The sequence below is a fragment of the Leclercia sp. 1548 genome (assembly GCF_050435045.1).
Classification (GTDB): Bacteria; Pseudomonadota; Gammaproteobacteria; order Enterobacterales; family Enterobacteriaceae; genus Enterobacter; species Enterobacter adecarboxylatus.
Window position 1 is genome coordinate 272,870 of the sequence record NZ_JBNDJP010000003.1, and the last position, 21,711, is coordinate 294,580.

Below are 21,711 nucleotides of genomic sequence, written 5' to 3' on the forward strand. Positions count from 1 at the left end.
ATGGGCAAGCTAGCGTTAGCCGCAAAAATTACTCATGTGCCGTCGATGTATCTCTCTGAGATACCGGGCAAAAACTTTGGCTGCCGTCAGGGAGCCATCGACGGGCATAAAGAGATCAGCAGACGCTGCCGTGAGCTGGGGGTCGATACCATTATTGTCTTCGACACCCACTGGCTGGTGAACAGCGCCTACCACATCAACTGTGCGGATCATTTTGCCGGGGTCTACACCAGCAACGAGCTGCCGCACTTTATCCGCGACATGACCTACGACTACAACGGCAACCCCGAGCTGGGCCAGCTGATCGCCGACGAAGCCGTGGCGAAGGGCGTGCGCGCCAAAGCGCACAACATCCCGAGCCTGAAGCTGGAGTACGGCACTCTGGTGCCGATGCGCTACATGAATGCGGATAAGCATTTCAAAGTGGTCTCTATCTCGGCGTTCTGCACCGTGCATGACTTTGCCGACAGCCGCAGGCTGGGGGAGGCCATTGTCAGCGCCATCGAAAAATATGACGGCACCGTGGCGGTGCTCGCCAGCGGCTCGCTGTCGCACCGTTTCATTGACGACCAGCGGGCAGAAGAAGGGATGAACAGCTACACCCGCGAGTTCGACCGCCAGATGGACGAGCGGGTAGTGAAGCTGTGGCGCGAAGGCCAGTTCAAAGAGTTTTGCAACATGCTGCCGGAGTACGCCGACTACTGCTACGGCGAAGGCAATATGCACGACACGGTGATGCTGCTGGGCGTGCTCGGCTGGGACAAATACGACGGCAAGGTGGAGTTTCTCACCGAGTTGTTCCCCAGCTCCGGCACCGGCCAGGTTAACGCCGTCTTCCCTCTGCCCGCATAAGGACGCCCCATGCCGCACTTTATTGTCGAATGTACCGAAAACATCCGTGAGCAGGCCGATCTCCCGGGTTTGTTCGCCACCGTCAACGAGGCGCTGGCCGCCACCGGCATTTTCCCCCTCGGCGGCATTCGCAGCCGCGCGCACTGGGTGGACACCTGGCAGATGGCCGACGGTAAGCACGATTACGCCTTTGTGCATATGACGCTGAAGATCGGCACCGGGCGCAGCCTGGAGAGCCGCCAGCAGGTGGGTGAGATGTTGTTTACGTTGATCAAAAGCCATTTCGCCGGGCTGATGGCGGCGCGCTATCTGGCGTTGTCATTTGAAATTGAAGAGCTGCATCCGACGCTCAATTACAAACAGAACAACGTGCACGCCTTGTTTAAGTAATACCGGTACGGTCAGCTCCTCTCCCTTTTGGGGAGAAGGAGAAACCATACCGCGCACGGTCTGTCCCCTCTCCCCTTTGGGGAGAGGGTTAGGGTGAGGGGAAATCACTGCGGCCGGATGCCCTCACCCCGGCCCTCTCCCTCAGGGAGAGGGAGAAAACTACACCGCGCACGGTCTGCTCCCTCCTCCTTTGGGGAGAAGGAGAAAGCCACACCGCGCACAGTCTGTCCCCTCTCCCCTTTGGGGAGAGGGTTAGGGTGAGGGGAAATCACTGCTGCCGGATGCCCTCACCCCAGCCCTCTCCCACCAGGAGAGAGAAAACAAACACGACGCCTCACCCGGCAAAAACAGGAAACCGCCATGCTCGATAAACATACCCATACCCTGATTGCCCATCGCCTGCATCAGGCGGAACAGACCCGGGAGCAGATCCGTCAGATCTCCCTCGATTACCCGGCAATCACCCTCGACGATGCCTACGCCGTGCAGCGAGAATGGGTGAGCCTGAAAATCGCCGAAGGCCGCACATTGAAAGGCCACAAAATCGGCCTGACCTCCAAAGCAATGCAGGCCAGCTCGCAGATCAGCGAACCGGACTACGGCGCGCTGCTGGACGACATGTTTTTCCACGACGGCAGCGACATCCCGACCGACCGCTTTATCGTTCCGCGCATCGAAGTGGAGCTGGCCTTTGTGCTGGCGAAGCCGCTGCGTGGCCCGAACTGCACGATGTTCGACGTCTATAACGCCACGGACTACGTGATCCCGGCCCTGGAGCTGATCGACGCCCGCTGCCACAACATCGATCCCGAAACCCAGCGTCCGCGCAAAGTGTTCGACACCATCTCCGATAACGCCGCCAACGCCGGGGTGATCCTCGGTGGCCGCCCGATCCGCCCGGACGAGCTGGATCTGCGCTGGATCTCCGCCCTGCTCTACCGCAACGGCGTGATCGAAGAGACCGGCGTCGCCGCGGGCGTGCTTAACCACCCGGCCAACGGCGTGGCGTGGCTGGCGAACAAGCTGGCACCGTATGACGTGCAGCTGGAGCCGGGACAGATCATCCTCGGCGGTTCCTTCACCCGCCCGGTAACCGCCAGCAAGGGCGACACCTTCCACGTCGATTACGGCAATATGGGCTGCATCAGCTGCCGCTTTGTGTAGGAGACCACCATGCAAAACGCATTCAAAGCGGCGCTGAAAGCCGGCACACCGCAAATCGGCCTATGGCTGGGGCTGACCAGTAGCTACAGCGCCGAACTGCTGGCCGGGGCAGGCTTCGACTGGCTGCTGATCGACGGCGAGCACGCGCCGAACAGCGTACAGACGGTATTAACCCAGCTTCAGGCTATCGCCCCCTACCCCAGCCAGCCGGTGGTACGCCCGTCGTGGAACGATCCGGTGCAGATCAAACAGCTGCTGGACGTGGGGGCGCAGACCCTGCTGATCCCGATGGTGCAAAACGCCGACGAAGCGCGGCTGGCAGTACGCTCGACCCGTTATCCGCCTGCGGGTATTCGCGGCGTCGGCAGCGCGCTGGCGCGGGCATCACGCTGGAACCGTATTCCTGATTACCTGCATCAGGCCAACGACGCCATGTGCGTGCTGGTGCAAATTGAGACCCGCGAGGCACTGAAAAACCTGCCGCAGATCCTGGATGTGGACGGGGTGGACGGCGTGTTTATCGGCCCGGCGGATCTCAGCGCCGACATGGGCTTTGCCGGTAATCCCCAGCACCCGGAGGTGCAGGCCGCCATCGAACAAGCCATCGCGCAGATCCTGAGCGCGGGGAAAGCCCCCGGCATCCTGATGGCGAACGAACAGCTGGCCCGACGCTATCTGGAACGCGGCGCGCTGTTTGTCGCCGTCGGCGTGGATACCACCCTGCTCGCCCGCGGCGCCGAGGCGCTGGCAGCACGTTTTATCGATAAACCCGTTAGCTCTGACAACAATAAATCCGTCTACTAAAAGACTGTCTTATCAGGCGAAATTGTCGCAGCCAGTTCGACCCGGACAGCGCGCAGCAACCGGAACGTACACACAGTACGAAAGGATAGCGAGCACTGCCCAGGTTTAAACCGGCAAGTTAACTCGCCTGATGAGCCAGGCTCTAACGTATGATGTGGAGCGCACTATGACGATCTCTACCCTGCAAGATAATAAAGCCGTTGAACATCGCGTTATTAATAAGCTGTTTCGTCGTTTGATCGTGTTTCTCTTTATTCTGTTTGTCTTCTCGTTCCTTGACCGCATCAACATCGGCTTTGCCGGGCTGACGATGGGCAAAGATCTGGGCCTCACCTCGACGATGTTTGGCCTGGCCGCCACGCTGTTTTACGTCACCTATGTGCTGTGCGGGATCCCCAGCAACATCATGCTGGCGAAGATCGGCGCGCGGCGCTGGATCGCCGGGATCATGGTGGTATGGGGCATCGCCTCAACCTGCACCATGTTTGCCACCAGCCCGCAGACGCTCTACATCCTGCGCATGTTGGTGGGTATTGCCGAGGCCGGTTTCCTGCCGGGGATCCTGGTCTATCTCACCTGGTGGTTCCCCGCTTATCATCGCGCCCGCGCCAACGCGCTCTTTATGATCGCCATGCCGGTGACCATGATGCTCGGCTCGATCCTCTCGGGTTATATCCTGGCGCTGGACGGGCTGTGGAACCTGAAGGGCTGGCAGTGGCTGTTCCTGCTGGAGGGGCTGCCGTCGGTGGTGCTGGGGGTGGTGACCTGGTTCTTCCTGAACGACACGCCGGATCAGGCCACCTGGCTGGACGACGAAGAGAAGCAGACCCTGAAAACAATGATCGCCCGTGAGCAGGAGAACGCCGTGGCGCACGCCGCTACGCCGCGCTCGACGCTACGCGAAGTGCTGACCCCGGCGGTGCTGCTCTACACCCTGGCCTATTTCTGCCTGACCAACACCCTGAGCGCCATTAACATCTGGACGCCGCAGATCCTGCAAAGCTTCAACACCGGCAGCAGCAATATCGTGATTGGCCTGCTGGCGGCGATCCCGCAGTTTTGCACCATTCTCGGGATGCTGTGGTGGAGCCGCCGCTCGGACAGGCTGAAAGAGCGAAAAAAGCACACCATCCTGCCGTATCTGTTTGCGGCGGCGGGATGGCTGCTGGCGTCCGCGACCGATCACAGCCTGATCCAGCTGCTTGGCATCATCATGGCCTCAACCGGATCGTTTACCGCCATGGCGATCTTCTGGACCACGCCGGATCAGGTTATTAGCCTGCAATCCCGGGCGGTGGCGCTCGCGGTAATCAACGCTATCGGTAACGTTGGATCCGCCGTCAGCCCACTGTTGATCGGCATTCTGCGCGACGCAACCGGCAGCTTCAGCTCCGGGCTGTGGTTTGTGGCCGGGCTGCTGGTATTGGGTGCGCTGGTGCTGACGCGGATCCCGATGACGCGGCAGGAGAGCCGTGAAAGTGCGCCGGGGATGGCGGCGCAGAAGATCCACTGAGGAGCGGTTATGTGCCAGAGCCCGATTGCCAATATCGATATCAGCAAAGAGTACGACGAGAGTCTGGGGACGGACGATGTGCATTATCAGTCCTTTGGCCGTATGGCGGCCTTTTTTGGCCGCGATATGCAGGCCCATCGCCACGACCACTATTTTCAGATGCACTTTCTCGATACCGGGCAGATCGAACTGCAGCTGGACGATCACCGCTACTCAGTGCAGGCGCCGCTGTTCGTTCTCACCCCGCCGTCGGTGCCGCACGCATTCTTTACCGAATCGGACAGCGACGGTCATGTGCTGACGGTGCATGAGGATCTGATCTGGCCGCTGCTTGAGGTACTCTACCCCGGCACCCGGGAGACCTTCGGGCTGCCGGGGATCTGCCTGTCGCTCGCCGACAAACCGGACGAGCTGGCGGCGCTCTCTTATTACTGGCGGCTGATTGAACGTGAATCCACCGCCCAGCTTGCCGGGCGGGAACATACCTTGGTGCTGCTGGCGCAGGCCGTGTTTACCCTGCTGCTGCGTAACGCCAGTCTGGACGATCACGCCGCGAACGGCATGCGCGGCGAGCTAAAACTGTTCCAGCGCTTCAACCAGATGGTCGATGGCCACTTCCATCAGCACTGGACGGTGCCGGATTACGCCAGCGAGCTGCACCTCACCGAATCGCGTCTGACCGATATTTGCCGCCGCTTTGCCAACCGCCCGCCAAAACGGCTGATCTTCGACCGCCAGCTCCGCGAGGCCAGGCGGCTGCTGCTCTTCTCCGACAACACGGTCAGTGAAATTGCCTGGCAGCTGGGGTTTAAAGATCCGGCCTATTTCGCCCGATTTTTTAACCGACTGGTGGGATGCTCGCCGAGCAGGTATCGGGCGCAGAAGGTGCCGGTGTCGTAAGTTTTCCTTCACCCTAACCCTCTCCCCTTAAAGGAGAGGGGAAATATTGTAAGCCGGGTAAGCGCTGCGCCACCCGGCAAACAGACCACATAGAATCAATGCACGATCAGGTACGGTTCCTTCACAAAGTTCGGCAACAGATACACCACGTCATGCAGTAACCCCGTTATGGATTTCGCCACCAGTGGTGGCAGCGTATTGTTCAGTAGTGCCTGAGTCAGCGTCGCCGTAATTCTAACGGCATGCAGACTGATACGGTATTCAAACCGCATTCTTTCGTATTTTTCAGGTTCTCACGCCCGGCTGCGGTTATCTCCGTAACACAAGCACCTTACGACTCGGTGATGGTAAAAAGAAGACAAAACTTTGTTTTTCATGATGTTAACTTAAACTTTGCGAGCATGCTTCCAGAAGCGCAACGTTACAGGACGTACTATCTGTTCCCCTAAACCTCTTTCGAGAAAATTGGTTTTTTATGCACACTCAAACCTCATTTTGAATACCTACTAAAAATTTGTAGTTATATTCTGAAAAAAATGAGCACTCATTCCCATTTAAATTGCATGGATATACAATTCACCAAGGAATATGATTTTCCCGGTTTAAAGTAAGGAAAGGTTTAATGAATGAAAACATTAATAAATTAGGTACTAAAAGGCCCTTTTATATGCCGTGACCGATGCTAAAACCCCAAATAATGGCATCATCACTGGCATATCAAGCCTTATCAGTTACGACAAAAATACCGTGCTCCAAAAGGACATTGTTACCTATCCTGATGACACTACAGCCTTCGTTATGTCAGCCCCCACCACGCGAATGACCACGGAAGTTAACGTAAAAATGCTGTCCGCTGCCGCGAGTGGTACGTTAATAAGTAATGGTGATGTCATTACTAATGCTGGGCAAACTTCGATGGCCTTAGTCATCTTCGAAAATAACACAGGTATGTGCTGCGTTATGGATGAAGAGGAAGATGAAGCTCTAAAAGCGAAAGGGATTATCATATGAGCGGTATGATAACTAAACGCACCATATGGACAGGTGATACCACCAGTCACGGAGGCACACTTCATGATGGTTGCAAGAACGATACCTATAACAATACTCACCGGGCTGTGCTGGTAGGCCATAAATTCTGGTGCCCACAATGTATGTGCTGGTCAAAATTCATTGAAGGTACCCCCCGCTACTCTGTTGACGGCAGGTATCGAGTTCTGGAAGGTCACAGGGCTTCGTGTGGTGCTTTCGCCATTCACCGTCTCGACATCCCTATTATCTGCTACGATCTCCGCAATAAGGGGGATAATGATCATTTACTGTCCCAAGATGCAAAAAAAGCTGCACTGGCAAACCAGCAAAGCAATGGCGACTATTCGCATCAATTCTCTATCTGCAATTCAGGAAAAGAGCCACTCGGATATGTCATTTTCAAACAGGACGCTGTGCTGGAAATGGGTACGGCCTTAAAAAAAGAATACTGCGGCTCCGGTACTAATACAAAAGTAACTACTGGAAATAGTGAAAAGATTTATGTGGCGATGCGAGCACCAAAACCACTGCTAAAATAAAGGGATGATTTATGGCAATGCGCATATCGGGTGTGGAGAAAGATCTTTATTTTCTGATGGAGGATGCTAGAACCAAACCGAACAGAATGAACTCTCAAAGCGAGGTCGAATTACAGCCAATTCGTATAAGCTACATCCCTAAGGTGATGCGGAAAATTGGCTGGAAAAAATCTGCTCAGATGATGGACCGTTGGCTTAATTCTCCAGGGTGGAAATGCCCTGACACCTGGAAGGAGGGAAGCGAATTACCACAGGGCCTTTATATCCCCGATCAGCATTGTGACGACTCCATAATTACGATGACATGGTTAATGCAATACCCGTCTGCGGTTAGTTCCATGCGTACGCTGATGGCAAAAGCATGCTCACCGGCCGCAATGAAAATAACTGCACATCGTTTGAAAGCGCTTGGGTGGAGTGGCTCTGGTGCTTATACATTTGGCCGCCGGAATCTAATAGGCAGGCCATCAATGTCTGCACGAGAACTGGAACAGAAATATCAGAATAACTTTGAATTAGTAGGCGGAAATTTCGTCACACATATGTTCGATACACTGGACGACATATATGGTGCTCTCGGTACATATTCATTAAAGGTTGCGGTCATTGGTACTGCATTCCAACATACCGATGGTAAGCGTTATCTCGAAGCCCAGTGGGCAGGTATTTACGTCAAAGATTTTTATGATTTCAATAACAATGGAGCATGGGATCAGCCGTTAGGATACTGGACTGATGAAGGGATATTACGCCGGGCTGATTCGGCTATCTCAACAATTGCGGGGCAAAAAATTTACTTCAAAAAACGGATACGCAAGGTATCAGCAGTCCACAATTCTGATTTCCTGAAATATCGTGAAGCTACTGGAAAAGGTGGCGACTTTGTGGTGTTTTCAGACGTAAATTGGGAAAAAATAAGCGGCACTTACGAACTACCATGGGAAGCGTAATTACCCAATAATGGGGCCATTAACATCACTGGTAATGTAAAACAGAAACGTTACACCTACTATGTAAAAGGCGATCAGGCAATAAATGAATCGCCTTTTGTCTGGCGTATCCACCAGCGCAGCCCAGCAAAACGTGCCGACATAAAAAATCATCGCCAGAAAGGTCGCTACGGCCGTCGCGATATAGCTTATTCCACTCATCACCCCTGTGTATGGAAATAACAATACACGTAAAACTGGCGGCATCAGCAGCCCAAAGGGAACGAATGTCAGTATCCAGACGGTGGCAAACCGTTTAAATCTAAATAACCTCTGTATTAGCTCGCAGATAACGATAGCGAGCAAACCACCGATCACCAACGCAATCATATCTGGCAGTATTTTTATTACACGTTCCATCGTTATGCTCCTGCCATAATCCATAAAATATAAGCAGTTATAGTGCAGCCATTTTATACAAACCCCACTCCGATCACAAATCTCACACCCGCCTGAAAAGTACCCGTCGTTGACCCATTCGTCCCTTCACCTCCCGCCGCTCTCAGGCTTCAATTAAACAACAAAAACAAAACATAAATTTAACAAACCCATTCCGATACGAGGTCCCTATGAAACCTGAAGATTTCCGCGCTAGCACTACCCGCCCGTTAACCGGCGAAGAGTACCTGAAGAGCCTGCAGGATGGCCGGGAGATCTACATCTACGGCGAGCGCGTGAAAGATGTGACCACCCATCCGGCGTTTCGTAATGCGGCGGCCTCGGTCGCGCAACTGTACGACGCGCTGCACAAGCCGGACATGCAGGATGCCCTGTGCTGGAACACCGATACCGGCAACGGCGGCTACACCCATAAGTTCTTCCGCGTGGCGAAAAGTGCCAATGACCTGCGTCAGCAGCGCGATGCCATCGCCGAGTGGTCACGTCTGAGCTATGGCTGGATGGGGCGCACCCCGGATTACAAAGCAGCCTTTGGCTGTGCGCTGGGTGCCAACCCGGCGTTTTATGGTCAGTTCGAGCAGAACGCCCGCAACTGGTACACCCGCATTCAGGAGAGCGGCCTGTACTTTAACCACGCCATCGTCAACCCGCCGATCGACCGCCATAAACCGGCCGATGAGGTGAAAGACGTCTACATCAAGCTGGAAAAAGAGACCGACGCCGGGATCATCGTCAGCGGCGCAAAAGTGGTCGCCACCAACTCGGCGCTGACCCACTACAACATGATCGGCTTTGGTTCGGCGCAGGTGATGGGCGATAACCCGGACTTCGCCCTGATGTTTGTCGCCCCGATGGATGCCGAAGGGGTGAAGCTGATCTCCCGCGCCTCCTATGAACTGGTGGCAGGCGCGACCGGCTCGCCTTACGACTACCCGCTCACCAGCCGCTTCGACGAGAACGATGCCATCCTGGTGATGGATAACGTGCTCATCCCGTGGGAGAACGTCCTTATTTACCGCGATTTCGACCGCTGCCGTCGCTGGACCATGGAAGGCGGTTTCGCCCGCATGTATCCGCTGCAGGCGTGTGTGCGTCTGGCGGTGAAGCTCGACTTCATTACTGCCTTGCTGAAGAAATCGCTGGAATGTACCGGCACCGCTGAGTTCCGCGGGGTGCAGGCCGACCTCGGAGAAGTGGTGGCCTGGCGCAATATGTTCTGGGCGTTGAGCGACTCGATGTGTTCGGAAGCGACGCCATGGGTAAATGGCGCGTATCTGCCGGACCACGCGGCGCTACAGACCTACCGTGTGATGGCCCCGATGGCCTACGCGAAGATCAAAAACATCATCGAGCGCAACGTCACCAGCGGCCTGATCTACCTGCCGTCCAGCGCCCGGGATCTGAATAACCCGCAGATCGACAAATACCTGGCAAAATACGTGCGCGGCTCCAACGGCATGGATCACGTAGAACGCATCAAGATCCTGAAGCTGATGTGGGATGCCATCGGCAGCGAGTTCGGCGGCCGCCACGAGCTGTATGAGATTAACTACTCCGGTAGCCAGGACGAAATCCGCCTGCAGTGCCTGCGCCAGGCGCAGACCTCCGGCAACATGGACAAGATGATGGCGATGGTTGACCGCTGCCTGTCTGAGTACGACCAGAACGGCTGGACGGTTCCACACCTGCATAACAACACCGATATCAACCTGCTGGACAAGCTGCTGAAATAACGCAGCGGGAGGTCAAAATGCAACCTGATGAACAACGCCTGCGTTTTCGCGACGCGATGGCCAGCCTCTCTGCGGCGGTCAATGTGATCACTACCGACGGCGACGCCGGACGCTGCGGTATTACCGCCACTGCGGTCTGCTCGGTAACTGATACTCCACCGTCGGTGATGGTGTGCCTGAACGCCAACAGCGCCATGAACCCGGTTTTCCAGGGCAACGGCAAGCTGTGTATCAACGTGCTCAATCACGAGCAAGAGTTGATGGCGCGCCATTTTGCTGGCATGACCGGTATGGCCATGGAAGAGCGGTTTACCCTCTCCTGCTGGCAAAAAGGCCTGTTGGCCCAGCCAGTGTTAAAAGAAGCGCTGGCCAGCCTGGAAGGTGAGATAAGCCAGGTGCAGACCATCGGCACCCATCTGGTCTACCTGGTGGCGATCAAACATATTCACCTGAGCCAGGAGGGGCACGGGCTGATTTACTTTAAACGCAGATTTCATCCGGTTTTAATTGAACAAGAAATAACCGCTTAATGCCCTTCGCCAGCCGGAATATCGGCTGGCATTTATTCTTCCTCCCCCTCATTTAAATACGAAACAATCACTAGCTGAAACTACTCTTCTATATATGTATTTGGTCAACCCACCAGAGTTAATAGCCTTTCAGAATTTTCCCCTTTTTTCGGGCACTTTTCTTAAATTTGAAATGACACAAACTGCAAAGTTAGGTAATCTGCGGCACACAAAAAAACACTTCTATGAATAATAAAAACAAACTTATTTGTTTACTGAATTGTTTTTTTATGGCAGCCCTTAAAGCAAATTGAGCGCTTTTTAACCGGAATGGTCATTTTCCGTGCGGTAGCCTACCCTTTTTTTGGTATCCCTTGCTCTACTTCTGCGTTTTTTGCTTTTCCTGCACTTGCATGACATCTCAACTGTTTTTCTTATTAAAAACAGCTGATCACCGTCGACATCTTATATCGCATTCCAGTTACTAAATTGTTGGAAAATATTGATCTATGAAGAACGCAACTCGCTTTCTGGTGATTTCGCTCGCCCTCATGCTGAGTGGCTGTGCATATTCTCCGAAGCAGGTTGAAGCCTCCCGACCGCTTGTCAATCCGGCCGCTTCTACCACACTCCAGACCATGTCAGCCAACCTGCAACAACCCCTGAACACCCTGCCGCAGGGCGCTGCACTTAGCGCCAATGGCAATACCTATATCCTGGGCCAACGTTATGTCTCTGCCCTGGGTCTGGAATGCATTGAACTGCTGCGTAACCGTAACTACAACCAATCGCAGCATGGCGTGACCTGCAAGAGCGGTGACACCTGGTACCTGGTGCCGCAACTTGAACAGGCATCCGCCAGCAATCTGCTTGCCGTGCAATAATTTAGAAGAGAAAAGTTGTGAAGATAACGAAACTTCGGCAATTGAGTGCCATTCTGTTGCTGGCCTGCGCTTCTTGCGCTGCCTTTGCTGCACCTTCTAAAGAAGATGCCCAGGCATTTGGGATGAACGCCCCCGCAGATACCGGTGATGGCCGACTGCAGCTCGGCGGTGAACAAGCGATGAGCGGCCAGGCGAACACCTCCTCCACCACAGGGACCTTTGCGCAGCAAAACCGCCAGGGCATGCTCCTGCCGGGCGAGTCCGATGTGCGTAAATTACTGCCTCAGTCCGAGTCCGGCCTGCCCCCACCTTATGGCGCTAACCTGTTTGCCGGTGGCTATGAAACCGAGCGCAGCGACGGCTTAAACGATAATTATCTGATCGCTCCCGGCGACAAGCTGAATATTTGGATCTGGGGTGCTGTCAATTTTTCCAACGTGGTCACGGTTGACAATCAGGGTAATATTTTTATCCCTGATGTCGGACCGATTAATGTAAAAAATGTGGCGGCAAGTAAAGTCAATAACTTAGTGACCAGCCACATCAGCGAAGTATTTACCAACAACGTTAATGTTTACGTAAATTTACTTACCGCGACCCCGGTCAGCGTATTTGTCACCGGCCCTGTGATCCGTCCTGGGCAATATGCCGGACAATCTTCCGATAGCGTTTTATATTTTCTGAAACGCGCCGGGGGCATCGACTCCGATCGCGGCAGCTACCGTCATATTAAAGTTTTACGTCAGAACCGGGTTATTCAGCAGATCGACCTGTACGAGTTTATGCAGCAGGGCAAAATGCCGAAGCTGTCGCTGAAAGATCAGGATGTGATCCTGGTGGAACCGCAGGGGCCGATGATCAACGTGGCCGGTAAAGTGCGTAACCCGTTCCGCTTCGAGTTGAAAAACAGCACCGCGCTCGGCTCTGAGCTGATCGATTACGCCCTGCCGCTTGCCAAGGTGAGCCACGTGGGCGTGATTGGCGATCGTTCCAGCGGCCCATTCTCGGTCTATATGCCGTATAAGGATTTCGACCGCATTCAGCTGAGCGACGGCGACAAAGTGCTGTTTAATGACGATATGCATGCTCAGGTTTACGACGTGCAGGTGATGGGCAGCTACCGTGGCCCGTCTTACTTCACCGTGCGTAAAGAGACCCGTCTGCACGATCTGCTGAACCATATTCCGATTGACCCGAACATGGCAGATTACGGCTCGATCTACATCATGCGTAAGAGCGTGGCGGCGCGGCAGAAAGAGATGCTGGAAGACTCCCTCAACCGCCTGGAGCGCAGCGTGTTCACCGCGCCAGCCAGTTCCGATGGTGAGGCCTCTATTCGCACCAAAGAGGCCGAACTGGTGATGCGCTTCGTGGAAAAAGCCCGCAAGATCCAGCCGCTGGGTAAAGTAGTGGTGTCGGATAAAGGCGTGATTGCCAACATCCTGCTGGAACAGGGCGACCAGATTGTGATCCCGAACAAGACCGACCTGATTCAGGTGGGTGGCGAAGTGATGATGCCGCAGGCGGTGGTCTTCAACAAAAGCGCCAGTCTGGAAGACTATGTGGCCTGGGCAGGTGGCTTTACCGACCGTGCGAACGACAAGCGTATTGCGGTGGTACATGCCAACGGGCTGATGGAGTTTAAAGACGGTGGTGATGTGATGCCGGGCGATCAGATTCTGGTCATGCCGAAAGTGGACAGCAAAATGATGCAGTCCATCAAAGACATTACCCAGGTCATCTATCAGGTTGCCGTGGCGGCCAACGTGGTCCTGAATTAACCCTCAAAACGGGCTTGCTGAAAAGCTGGCCCGTTCTGTTATATCGGCCTTCTCATGCTTAAACCTGTTCTCAATCAAACGCCCCGCAGCTCGTTCCAGGTGCTGCGCGATGTAACGTTTGGCCTGCTTATCCGTGAACTGAAAACACGATTTGGGAGTTACCGGCTGGGGTATGCCTGGGCGCTGCTGGATCCGTTGTTGATGATTAGCCTGTTTAGTGTTGTGTTTGGAATGCGTAGCCAGAGTGGTTTTGGTGGTGTTCCGGTGCAGGTATTTATTACAGCGGGTTATTTGCCGTTTATGTTTTTTAACAAAGTGGTCAGCCAGTTAAAATCGGCAGTCAATGCCAATATGGGATTATTTTGCTATCGACAAGTGACCCCTTTTGCGACCTTTGTTGCTCGTTTCATTCTTGAAGCCATTATTGGTCTGGTAGTTGGCTGCATTCTGGTGCTGGGGTTATTGTGGTTTGGTTTTGATGCCATTCCCAGCGATCCTTTAGAAGTCATCATTATCTATTTCCTACTAATGATTTTTTCATTTTCATTAGGGATCGTTTTTTGCGTATTGGGCAGTTTATTTAAAGAAGCGAATAAGTTTCTCGATTTGTTGATGATGCCCCTTATGTTTATCTCCTGCGTTATGTACCCCCTGGCAACCGTGCCATCGCAGTTTCAGCACTGGTTTTTATGGAATCCGCTGGTACATGCTATTGAGCTGATTCGCTCAGGCTGGATTGCTGGATATGAAAGCCCGAATGTCAGCGGAGTGTATTTGTCCTGCGTCACATTAGTGCTGCTGACTTTTGCGATGAGTTGCTACCGTTTAAGCCATCGTCGTCTGATTGCCAGCTAAAGCGAATAACGATGATCATTTTAGATAACGTCTCAAAATATTACCCCACCAAATTTGGACGAAACTATGTGCTACGTGACGTAAGTATCACATTACCCCGCGATCGCAACATCGGTATCTTGGGTGCCAACGGGGCGGGTAAATCAACGCTGCTGCGCCTGCTGGGTGGCATGGATACGCCAAGCAAAGGAAAAGTCACCCGCCACTGTCGTGTCTCCTGGCCACTTGCATTGGGGGGTGGTTTTCAAGGCAGTATGACTGGTAGGGAAAATACTCGCTTTGTCTGCCGCATCCATGGTGTGCGCGATACGCAGGCCATTGAAGAATGGGTGAAAGAGTTCTCGGAAATCGGCCAACATTTTGAACTGCCGATTAAAGCTTACTCCAGCGGCATGAAATCAAAGTTCTCTTTCGCCGTCAGTATGGCCTTCGATTTTGAAATCTATTTGACCGATGAAATCACCTCCGTAGGTGATGCCCGCTTTAAACAGAAATGTATTGATGTCTTCAATCAAAAACGCGAGACCGCCAGTCTGATCATGGTCTCTCACGATATGAAGAACTTACGCCAACAGTGCGATATGGGTATTTTGCTGCGTAACAGCTCGCTTGAAATATTCGACAATATCGAAGATGCCATCAGTATTTATCAGAAACTATAACAAGCCAAAAAACATGATCCAGCCAACCCGCTCTAACAAATCTTCCGGTTTGATGCGCAAGCTGCACAAATTAAAAACCAAACCAAAACATTTTATTATTGATTCCAGCGGTTATAAACTTGCCCACCGCTCATGGAAAAAAAGCCTCAAACTCGGCAGTTTTCAGTGGGTAGTGGCTTGCTTTGCTATCGCTGTTATCTATTTCGGATTCATTGCCTCCGATCGCTATGTGAGTCGGGCAGAGTTAGTGGTCAAGCAAGCAGACCAGATTAAAATGCTGCCCGATGCTCTTTCTATGTTGGGGCTAGGGGGAAATAATCATCAGGATGTGCTGCTCATTCAAGACTATCTCAAATCTGCCGATCTGCTTAACAAGCTGGATAAAGAACTGGGACTGAAAGCCCATTACCAGAGCCATAAAGTCGATTACTTCTCTCGCCTGCCTGACAATGTCAGCCGCGAGGAATTTCTGAAGTATTACCGCGAACACCTCACATTACGCATGGATGATATCTCCGGTGTGCTGACGATTGAATTGCAGGCGTTTGATCCTGCCTATGGTCAGAAAGTGGTAGGTGTGATGCTGAAAGAGTCCGAAGGCTTTATTAATAAACTAGGACACCAGGTCGCGCTCGAACAACTGGCCTTTGTAGAAAAAGAAGTCGATCACGCCTACCAGCGATTACAGGCCGAAAAAGCCAAAGTGCTGGAGTTTCAAAATACCCATCACCTTATTAGTCCAGAATCGACCAGCACGGCCCGCATGGGTGTCGTAAGCCAGATTGAAGGTCAACTGGCCCAGCAACAGGCACAATTAAAACAACTGCAAAGCTACATGAAAGCTACCGCACCTGCTGTTGTTTCTGTTCAAGCCCGAGTTGATGCTTTGACCGAGCAACTGGCGCAGGAACAATCCAGACTTACCGGTGCGGATAAAAATTCGATGAACGAAGTGACCGCCAGCTATATGGATGTACAAACTCAGGCCACGCTCGCTGCAGACCTTTACAAAACCGGTCTGATCAGCCTGGAACAAGCCAGAATCGAGGCGTACCGCAAACTTAAGCACCTCCTGGTGATTAGTCAGCCAACCCTGGCCGAAGATGCTGAATACCCACGCCGCCTCTATAACCTTGCCACCATCGGTGTACTGCTATGCCTGTTATACGGGTTGATCGTAATGGGTCTTGCGACCCTGCGTGAGCATCAGGATTAATAATTTCATGCGCTAAAAACCAGGACCAGAGTCCCTATGCGACTCTGGCCTCTCACTACCTAATCATAAAGTGGTCACCCTACCGATCACGCTAATTAATAATTTTATATTGAAGAGATATCCCCATGGGCACTCAGCAAAGCAGCCGTTCACAGGCAAACCGCAAGCAAGCATCAGTGAAACAAACCAATACCGAGCTGGATTTCATTTTTAAACGCCCTATTTTCTGGCGTCCGTCTTACATTGCACAATCCGCCTGGTTAGAACATATTCCTTTTGCTTTCTGGTTGGTCGATACCCTGAGACCTCGCAAAATTGTTGAACTGGGTACCCATTACGGCAGCTCCTATTTCTCTTTCTGTCAGGCAATAACGAAGTTAGATCTCGAAACCCAATGCTATGCAGTAGATACCTGGGGTGGCGATGAGCATGCAGGCCAGTATGGCGAAGAGGTTTATCGTCAGGTTTCCGAACACAACCAACAACATTACTCTGACTTTTCCACCCTCGTGCGCAGCACATTCGATCAGGCGTTAGAGCACTTCCCGCAAGGCAGCATTGATTTATTGCATATTGATGGCCTGCATACTCTTGAAGCGGTGCGTCATGATTTTGAAAGCTGGCTGCCAAAGCTGTCTGACAGAGCCGTTGTCATCATGCATGACACCAACGTGCGCGAACGCGGCTTCGGGGTATTCCAGCTGCTGGATGAGCTTAAGCAACAGTATCCTCACTTTGAGTTCGCCCACGGTCACGGCTTGGGTGTGATTGGTGTAGGTAGCGAGCAATCATCAGAGATGATGAGCCTGTACGATCTTTCAGGGAATGCATCTGCAACGCGACAAGTACAGGAAGTCTTCTCCCGCCTGGGTAAAGCCTGCGGTTATAGCTGGGAAAACGGTGAAATAAAGCGCCAGATGGTCGCGTTGCAAGCAAACCAGCAGGCAGAAGCTCAGGATGTTATGGAGCAACAAGCCCTGGAAAGGGGTCGCCTTGCAGAAAAGATTACGGCCCAGCACCACGCGATAAAAGAGCTGGAAAGTAAACTTGCACAACACGCCGATCAATCCGCCGAGCTTGTTCTCCAGACGCAGCAGGTGAGTGCATTAACTGCGGAGCTGGCGAAGTCCTCTCAACACGCCATCGAACTGCAAACGACCCTTAACGTATGCGAGCAACAGCGTGACGAGAATCTGGCGAGCCAGCAAAAACTGGAAACTATGCTTGCAGAAACTCAGGAGCGATTTACCCAGACGGCTGCAGAGCGTGACCTCATTGCGCAAGAAAAGCAGTCACTACTGGAGCAACAAACAGAAGCGCAGGAACAGCAAAGTGCCCTACAACAGCAACTGCATGAACAATCACTGCTCCTTAATGATGAGACCCAGCGTGCCGCGCAGTTGACTCTCGCACTCAATAAAAACAACGTAGTGCTTAATGAGTATTCACAACAACTCAGCGCTTTACAGCAGCATATCGATGAGCTGACCACCGCGTTGACTACTGCGCACCAGCAGCAGGACGAACTCAGTCAGACTCTGGCGGCCGAAGCTAACCACTGGCAACAGAAGATTAATGAGCTAACTACCGCATTGACTGCAGCACATCAGCAACGGGATGAACTCAGTAAAACTCTGGCGACCGAAACCAATCAATGGCAACAACAGAAACAAACACTGACTGAAGCCCATGATGAGCTACAAATTAAGTGCGATGTCCTGACTACTGATCTCGCAGCAAGTCGCACTTTGCTGGAGCAGTTTGAAGCGGAACAGCAAATCTGGCAGACGCGTGAGCAGGAATTGGTGAGCACCTTAGATGCTCGTGCTGGTGAAATTACTCAACTGGGCCATAGCCTCGCAGAAAGCACTCAGACAATCGATAAACAAAATAGTGAACTTGAGTTGGTCCGTGATGAACTCGCGGTATTGCTTCAGCGGCATCACGCAGAACAAGCTGAATCTCAGCAACAATTGAGTCAGTTGAATCAAAGCCTGAGTGAACGTTTTACTGAAATCGCCACGCTGACACAATGGCTGGAAGAGCGTGAACAGACATCCACAAACGAACATAAGAAACTGACTGAAGAGCATCAACAGCAGTTAGATGCACTGGATCAAAAGCTGAATAAGCAGGTTATTGAAATCACGGTCCTTACCCAAAAACTAGAAGAGCGTGAACAAGCTCTGGCAAAAATGGCTGAAGAATACCTCCTGCAACAGCAAACATGGCGCACTGATCAAACCCAACTTGAGAACCGTGCGACTGAACTGGTTAAGCAAAACGAAGCACTTGAAGCCAATATCGGTGAGCGTTTCCGTGAACTGGCTATTATGACTCGCCATACCGAGCAGTTAACTCGTGAACTCCAACAAAAAGAGCTGCAACTTCAGAAAGCAAAAGATCGTGCGCAGAATTTGAAGCAGACCGTTTCATGGAAATTGACCGCACCTGTGCGTGCGCTGGGTCGTACCTTTAAAGAAAGCCCAACAGCCACACCATCTGTCTCAATGAGCAATGCAGAACGTATCGCTGCGTCTGGCCTGTTCGATGAATTATGGTATTTGCACCGTTACCCGGAAGTTGCAGACAGCGGTCTGTCGGCCATCGAGCACTTTATCCAGATTGGCGCGAATAAGGGGTATAGCCCAAGCGCATTATTTGATACGCGCTGGTATCTGCAAACTTACGCAGACGTGGCGCAAGGCGCTATCAACCCATTACTTCATTACATCCTGCACGGAAAGGCAGAACAACGTCATTGCCTGCCAGACAACATGAGAAAATAACCATGACAGTTGAACTTAACAAGGAAGCGCTGCTCACGCATTTTGATGAGCAATGGTATTTGCAGACCTATCAGGATGTCAGCCAGACAGGATTATCTGCAAGAGAGCATTTCAAACGTTATGGCTCACTACTGGGAAGAAAACCCTGTGCTGACTGGACGACAGCATCAGTATTAAGCCCGGTTGAATCAGCAGTGCATTTACCCTGGATCACATTGAACCAACTTTCCGTAGACCCTAACCGTTTGCATGGATGGAAATCAGAAGGGAATGATCCGTACTTTATTCTTGATTTAAAGCATCTGCCACACACAGAAAAAGGGTGGTATCAGTTTAACCTGACTCTGGACTGTTCAGGAAAACAAGGGTTAGCCAAGTTCTATCTGGATACAGGGAAAGGATTCAATGAATTTGAAACCGTTACCTTACCCTATAAAAAAGCAGTAACGGCTAGCCGTCTTTTTTATCTGGAATCTCCGCTGGTTGCACTGCGTTTTGATCCACTGGAACAAGAAGATTTATTCTCTGTTAGCCAGTTCGAAATTACAGCTATCAACGATACCCAAATAGAATCTGCATTACTGGCACGTATTCAGCAGGAGCACCAAAGTTATCGTCAAATGGATTTGGCGAAGATCAAGGAATCGATTGCCGCTGAAAGCGGTACTCTGTCAATGGATCGTCTGGTCGCACTCTATAACGAGACCTTTAGCTTTACCTTGCCTTCCGTAGACTATGAAGAGTGGATCGAAACCGTCGAAACACCTTCACTGCCCAACCAAACGGAAGTTAACGCGATAATGGCGGCGATGGCTAAACCTCCTGTCATTTCGGTAGTGATGCCGGTATATAACCCGGCAGAAATTTACTTACGCGCCTGTTTAGACTCTGTGATCGCGCAAAGCTACCCGCACTGGGAACTGTGCATCGCAGATGACAAATCGCCAAAAGAACATGTTCAACGTGTGCTCCGTGAGTATGAAGCTAAAGATCCTCGTATTAACGTGGTCTACCGCCAACAGAATGGTCATATTTCGGCAGCCTCTAACAGCGCCCTGGAAATTGCCAAAGGCGATTTTGTGGCCTTACTGGATCACGATGATGCCCTGCCGGAACACGCTCTGCTGTTTATGGCGCAAGCCATTTGTGCGCAGCCAGAAACTCAGATTCTTTACAGCGATGAAGACAAGCTCAACGGTCGTGGCGAGCGCTTTGATCCCCATTTCAAAAGCGACTGGAACCCGGATCTGTTCTTCTCACAAAACTATGTTTCTCACCTCGGGGTATATCGCCGCAAATTGCTTCAACAAATCGGTGGATTCCGTCTGGGTGTAGAAGGTAGCCAGGATCAAGATCTGCTGCTGCGCTGCTTGCCTCATGTGCAAGCCGAGCATATTGTGCATATTCCTCGCGTGCTCTACCACTGGCGTACCATCGAAGGCTCCACTGCGCTGGCATCTGGCGAAAAAAGTTATACTACCGATGCGGGAATCAAAGCATTGCGTGACTATTTTGCAGCCCAGCAACCGGGCGTAGAAGTTGATGCGGGATTGGTGCCAAATACTTACCGGGTACGTTATCCGATACCGGAACCCGCCCCACTGGTTAGCTTGCTGATCCCTACCCGCGATCGACGTTCACTGACCGAAACCGCTGTTCGCAGTATTCTTGAGAAAAGCACCTATACCAACTACGAGATCCTGATCCTGGATAATGGCAGCGTAGAAGCCGACACGTTGGAGTTTTTCGCCCAGATCCAGCAAGAAGATCGACGCGTTAAAGTGCTCGCGTATGACTTCCCGTTTAATTACTCAGCAATTAACAACTTTGGTGCGCGTCATGCCAAAGGCACTGTTATTGGCCTGGTCAACAATGATGTTGAAGTGATTAATCCTGACTGGTTAACTGAAATGGTGAGTCAATGCCTGCGACCTGAAATTGGTTGTGTTGGTGCGAAGCTCTATTACAGCAATGATACTGTACAGCATGGCGGCGTTATTCTTGGAATTGGTGGTGTCGGTGGGCATTCACATAAACACTTCCCTCGCCATCATCCCGGTTACTTTAGCCGTTTATTGCTGACACAATCACTTTCTGCTGTCACTGCCGCTTGCCTTCTTATTCGTAAAGAAGTGTTTGATCTGGTTTCGGGTCTTGATGAAGAGAATCTTAAAGTCGCATTTAACGATGTAGATTTTTGTCTTAAAGTTCGGGAGGCGGGATATCGAAATCTCTGGACTCCTTATGCAGAACTCTACCACTACGAATCAATTAGCCGTGGCGCGGAAGATTCACCGGAAAAAATTGCCCGTTTTGCTCAGGAAGTGAATTTTATGAAATCGAAATGGGATAAGTATCTTGATAATGATCCTTACTATAGTAAGAATTTGACAAAGATAAGAGAAGATTTTTCTATTTGAAAACTTCATCACATAGCCAAGATATTTAAATCTTAATTAATACTTCATAATATTGAATTGTATTTTTAATAATTTCATTCAATTATCCAAAAAAGCAATCATGCCTATGATCTTTTAAAAATCCATTTTCCATGTAACCCAGCGAACTATTGATTTATACAATATATTAATTGATGTAAAAAAATTTAAGCTGTGTAGAAAATTAATAGATAGCTTCGAATGATCCCAGCAAAACATCAGATTAATATTATATATTCAACTTTTACTTACTCCATTGGAG

Annotated in this window: 20 protein-coding genes; 18 read left to right on the top strand and 2 right to left on the bottom strand. The window is 51.6% G+C overall.

Features of this window, described 5'->3' with window-relative positions:
* The 6 genes from hpaD (at nt 1) to hpaA (ending at nt 5,623) form a co-directional block, all read left to right on the top strand.
* Nucleotides 1-852 carry a 3,4-dihydroxyphenylacetate 2,3-dioxygenase gene (gene hpaD / locus ABIE02_RS10825; protein WP_032616380.1) on the top strand — a complete coding sequence of 284 codons (852 nt, stop codon included), beginning with the start codon at nt 1-3 and terminating at the stop codon, nt 850-852.
* A 9-nt stretch (nt 853-861) separates the two neighbouring features.
* Nucleotides 862-1,242 carry a 5-carboxymethyl-2-hydroxymuconate Delta-isomerase gene (locus ABIE02_RS10830; protein WP_103792691.1) on the top strand — a complete coding sequence of 127 codons (381 nt, stop codon included), beginning with the start codon at nt 862-864 and terminating at the stop codon, nt 1,240-1,242.
* Between the two features lie 360 nt (nt 1,243-1,602).
* A complete protein-coding gene (gene hpaH / locus ABIE02_RS10835) occupies nt 1,603-2,406 on the top strand; it encodes a 2-oxo-hept-4-ene-1,7-dioate hydratase (protein WP_032616372.1) in 804 nt (267 codons plus the stop codon).
* A gap of 9 nt (nt 2,407-2,415) precedes the next feature.
* Nucleotides 2,416-3,210 (top strand): 4-hydroxy-2-oxoheptanedioate aldolase, encoded by a 795-nt coding sequence (gene hpaI, locus ABIE02_RS10840; protein ID WP_103792690.1) that lies wholly within the window; start codon nt 2,416-2,418, stop codon nt 3,208-3,210.
* A gap of 166 nt (nt 3,211-3,376) precedes the next feature.
* The gene (gene hpaX, locus ABIE02_RS10845; RefSeq protein WP_032616370.1) at nt 3,377-4,723 is read left to right on the top strand and encodes a 4-hydroxyphenylacetate permease; all 1,347 of its coding nucleotides are present in this window, start codon (nt 3,377-3,379) and stop codon (nt 4,721-4,723) included.
* 9 nt (nt 4,724-4,732) lie between these two features.
* Complete coding sequence (gene hpaA / locus ABIE02_RS10850; RefSeq protein WP_077227106.1) at nt 4,733-5,623, top strand: 4-hydroxyphenylacetate catabolism regulatory protein HpaA; 891 nt, start codon at nt 4,733-4,735, stop codon at nt 5,621-5,623.
* Between the two features lie 95 nt (nt 5,624-5,718).
* Here the strand turns inward: hpaA and ABIE02_RS10855 are convergent, their stop codons facing one another.
* Nucleotides 5,719-5,895 carry a hypothetical protein gene (locus ABIE02_RS10855; RefSeq protein ID WP_156424713.1) on the bottom strand — a complete coding sequence of 59 codons (177 nt, stop codon included), beginning with the start codon at nt 5,893-5,895 and terminating at the stop codon, nt 5,719-5,721.
* Nucleotides 5,896-6,295: 400 nt separating this feature from the next.
* Here ABIE02_RS10855 and ABIE02_RS10860 point away from each other — a divergent pair, with 400 nt between their 5' ends.
* From ABIE02_RS10860 to ABIE02_RS10870, 3 genes are read left to right on the top strand one after another with little or no spacing between them, the layout of a single operon-like run.
* Entirely contained in the window at nt 6,296-6,634 is a 339-nt protein-coding gene (locus tag ABIE02_RS10860; protein WP_336994892.1) for a hypothetical protein, read from the top strand.
* Nucleotides 6,631-7,194, top strand: coding sequence for a PAAR domain-containing protein (locus ABIE02_RS10865; protein ID WP_144838547.1), 564 nt, complete (start codon nt 6,631-6,633; stop codon nt 7,192-7,194). The genes ABIE02_RS10860 and ABIE02_RS10865 overlap by 4 nt, the downstream gene beginning before the upstream one ends.
* Nucleotides 7,195-7,205: 11 nt before the next feature.
* On the top strand, nt 7,206-8,144 hold the full coding sequence (locus ABIE02_RS10870; RefSeq protein WP_059308785.1) for a DUF6402 family protein: 939 nt from the start codon (nt 7,206-7,208) through the stop codon (nt 8,142-8,144).
* Here ABIE02_RS10870 and ABIE02_RS10875 read toward each other — a convergent pair whose 3' ends face one another.
* Nucleotides 8,145-8,543: a hypothetical protein gene (locus ABIE02_RS10875; RefSeq protein WP_032616365.1), complete on the bottom strand. Its 399-nt coding sequence runs from the start codon at nt 8,541-8,543 to the stop codon at nt 8,145-8,147.
* 209 nt (nt 8,544-8,752) lie between these two features.
* On the opposite strand from ABIE02_RS10875, the gene hpaB reads away from it, so the two are divergent.
* The 9 genes from hpaB (at nt 8,753) to ABIE02_RS10920 (ending at nt 21,431) form a co-directional block, all read left to right on the top strand.
* Nucleotides 8,753-10,315, top strand: a complete 1,563-nt coding sequence (gene hpaB, locus ABIE02_RS10880; protein ID WP_059308786.1) for a 4-hydroxyphenylacetate 3-monooxygenase, oxygenase component — start codon at nt 8,753-8,755, stop codon at nt 10,313-10,315.
* Nucleotides 10,316-10,332: 17 nt separating this feature from the next.
* A complete protein-coding gene (locus ABIE02_RS10885; protein WP_163603641.1) occupies nt 10,333-10,845 on the top strand; it encodes a 4-hydroxyphenylacetate 3-monooxygenase reductase subunit in 513 nt (170 codons plus the stop codon).
* A 488-nt stretch (nt 10,846-11,333) separates the two neighbouring features.
* A complete protein-coding gene (locus ABIE02_RS10890) occupies nt 11,334-11,708 on the top strand; it encodes a hypothetical protein (protein ID WP_032616361.1) in 375 nt (124 codons plus the stop codon).
* 122 nt (nt 11,709-11,830) lie between these two features.
* Nucleotides 11,831-13,489 carry a polysaccharide biosynthesis/export family protein gene (locus ABIE02_RS10895; RefSeq protein WP_267965672.1) on the top strand — a complete coding sequence of 553 codons (1,659 nt, stop codon included), beginning with the start codon at nt 11,831-11,833 and terminating at the stop codon, nt 13,487-13,489.
* A 54-nt stretch (nt 13,490-13,543) separates the two neighbouring features.
* Nucleotides 13,544-14,344, top strand: a complete 801-nt coding sequence (locus ABIE02_RS10900) for an ABC transporter permease (protein ID WP_144884307.1) — start codon at nt 13,544-13,546, stop codon at nt 14,342-14,344.
* A gap of 11 nt (nt 14,345-14,355) precedes the next feature.
* Nucleotides 14,356-15,006 carry an ABC transporter ATP-binding protein gene (locus tag ABIE02_RS10905; RefSeq protein WP_144884309.1) on the top strand — a complete coding sequence of 217 codons (651 nt, stop codon included), beginning with the start codon at nt 14,356-14,358 and terminating at the stop codon, nt 15,004-15,006.
* 13 nt (nt 15,007-15,019) lie between these two features.
* On the top strand, nt 15,020-16,222 hold the full coding sequence (locus tag ABIE02_RS10910) for a sugar transporter (RefSeq protein WP_144884311.1): 1,203 nt from the start codon (nt 15,020-15,022) through the stop codon (nt 16,220-16,222).
* 125 nt (nt 16,223-16,347) lie between these two features.
* Nucleotides 16,348-19,011, top strand: a complete 2,664-nt coding sequence (locus tag ABIE02_RS10915; protein WP_144884313.1) for a class I SAM-dependent methyltransferase — start codon at nt 16,348-16,350, stop codon at nt 19,009-19,011.
* A 2-nt stretch (nt 19,012-19,013) separates the two neighbouring features.
* Nucleotides 19,014-21,431: a glycosyltransferase family 2 protein gene (locus ABIE02_RS10920; protein WP_144884315.1), complete on the top strand. Its 2,418-nt coding sequence runs from the start codon at nt 19,014-19,016 to the stop codon at nt 21,429-21,431.
* Nucleotides 21,432-21,711 lie beyond the last annotated feature (280 nt).

Bases quoted from the DNA above. Each gene is read 5' to 3' on its own strand.
- ABIE02_RS10865 (WP_144838547.1), top strand. From the start codon at position 6,631: ATGAGCGGTATGATAACTAAACGCACCATATGGACAGGTGATACCACC.
- ABIE02_RS10875 (WP_032616365.1), bottom strand. From the start codon at position 8,543: ATGGAACGTGTAATAAAAATACTGCCAGATATGATTGCGTTGGTGATC.
- ABIE02_RS10870 (WP_059308785.1), top strand. From the start codon at position 7,206: ATGGCAATGCGCATATCGGGTGTGGAGAAAGATCTTTATTTTCTGATG.
- ABIE02_RS10905 (WP_144884309.1), top strand. From the start codon at position 14,356: ATGATCATTTTAGATAACGTCTCAAAATATTACCCCACCAAATTTGGA.
- ABIE02_RS10900 (WP_144884307.1), top strand. From the start codon at position 13,544: ATGCTTAAACCTGTTCTCAATCAAACGCCCCGCAGCTCGTTCCAGGTG.
- ABIE02_RS10885 (WP_163603641.1), top strand. From the start codon at position 10,333: ATGCAACCTGATGAACAACGCCTGCGTTTTCGCGACGCGATGGCCAGC.
- ABIE02_RS10920 (WP_144884315.1), top strand. From the start codon at position 19,014: ATGACAGTTGAACTTAACAAGGAAGCGCTGCTCACGCATTTTGATGAG.
- hpaB (WP_059308786.1), top strand. From the start codon at position 8,753: ATGAAACCTGAAGATTTCCGCGCTAGCACTACCCGCCCGTTAACCGGC.
- ABIE02_RS10895 (WP_267965672.1), top strand. From the start codon at position 11,831: ATGAACGCCCCCGCAGATACCGGTGATGGCCGACTGCAGCTCGGCGGT.
- ABIE02_RS10915 (WP_144884313.1), top strand. From the start codon at position 16,348: ATGGGCACTCAGCAAAGCAGCCGTTCACAGGCAAACCGCAAGCAAGCA.
- ABIE02_RS10830 (WP_103792691.1), top strand. From the start codon at position 862: ATGCCGCACTTTATTGTCGAATGTACCGAAAACATCCGTGAGCAGGCC.
- hpaX (WP_032616370.1), top strand. From the start codon at position 3,377: ATGACGATCTCTACCCTGCAAGATAATAAAGCCGTTGAACATCGCGTT.
- hpaA (WP_077227106.1), top strand. From the start codon at position 4,733: ATGTGCCAGAGCCCGATTGCCAATATCGATATCAGCAAAGAGTACGAC.
- hpaI (WP_103792690.1), top strand. From the start codon at position 2,416: ATGCAAAACGCATTCAAAGCGGCGCTGAAAGCCGGCACACCGCAAATC.
- hpaD (WP_032616380.1), top strand. From the start codon at position 1: ATGGGCAAGCTAGCGTTAGCCGCAAAAATTACTCATGTGCCGTCGATG.
- ABIE02_RS10855 (WP_156424713.1), bottom strand. From the start codon at position 5,895: ATGCGGTTTGAATACCGTATCAGTCTGCATGCCGTTAGAATTACGGCG.
- ABIE02_RS10890 (WP_032616361.1), top strand. From the start codon at position 11,334: ATGAAGAACGCAACTCGCTTTCTGGTGATTTCGCTCGCCCTCATGCTG.
- ABIE02_RS10910 (WP_144884311.1), top strand. From the start codon at position 15,020: ATGATCCAGCCAACCCGCTCTAACAAATCTTCCGGTTTGATGCGCAAG.
- hpaH (WP_032616372.1), top strand. From the start codon at position 1,603: ATGCTCGATAAACATACCCATACCCTGATTGCCCATCGCCTGCATCAG.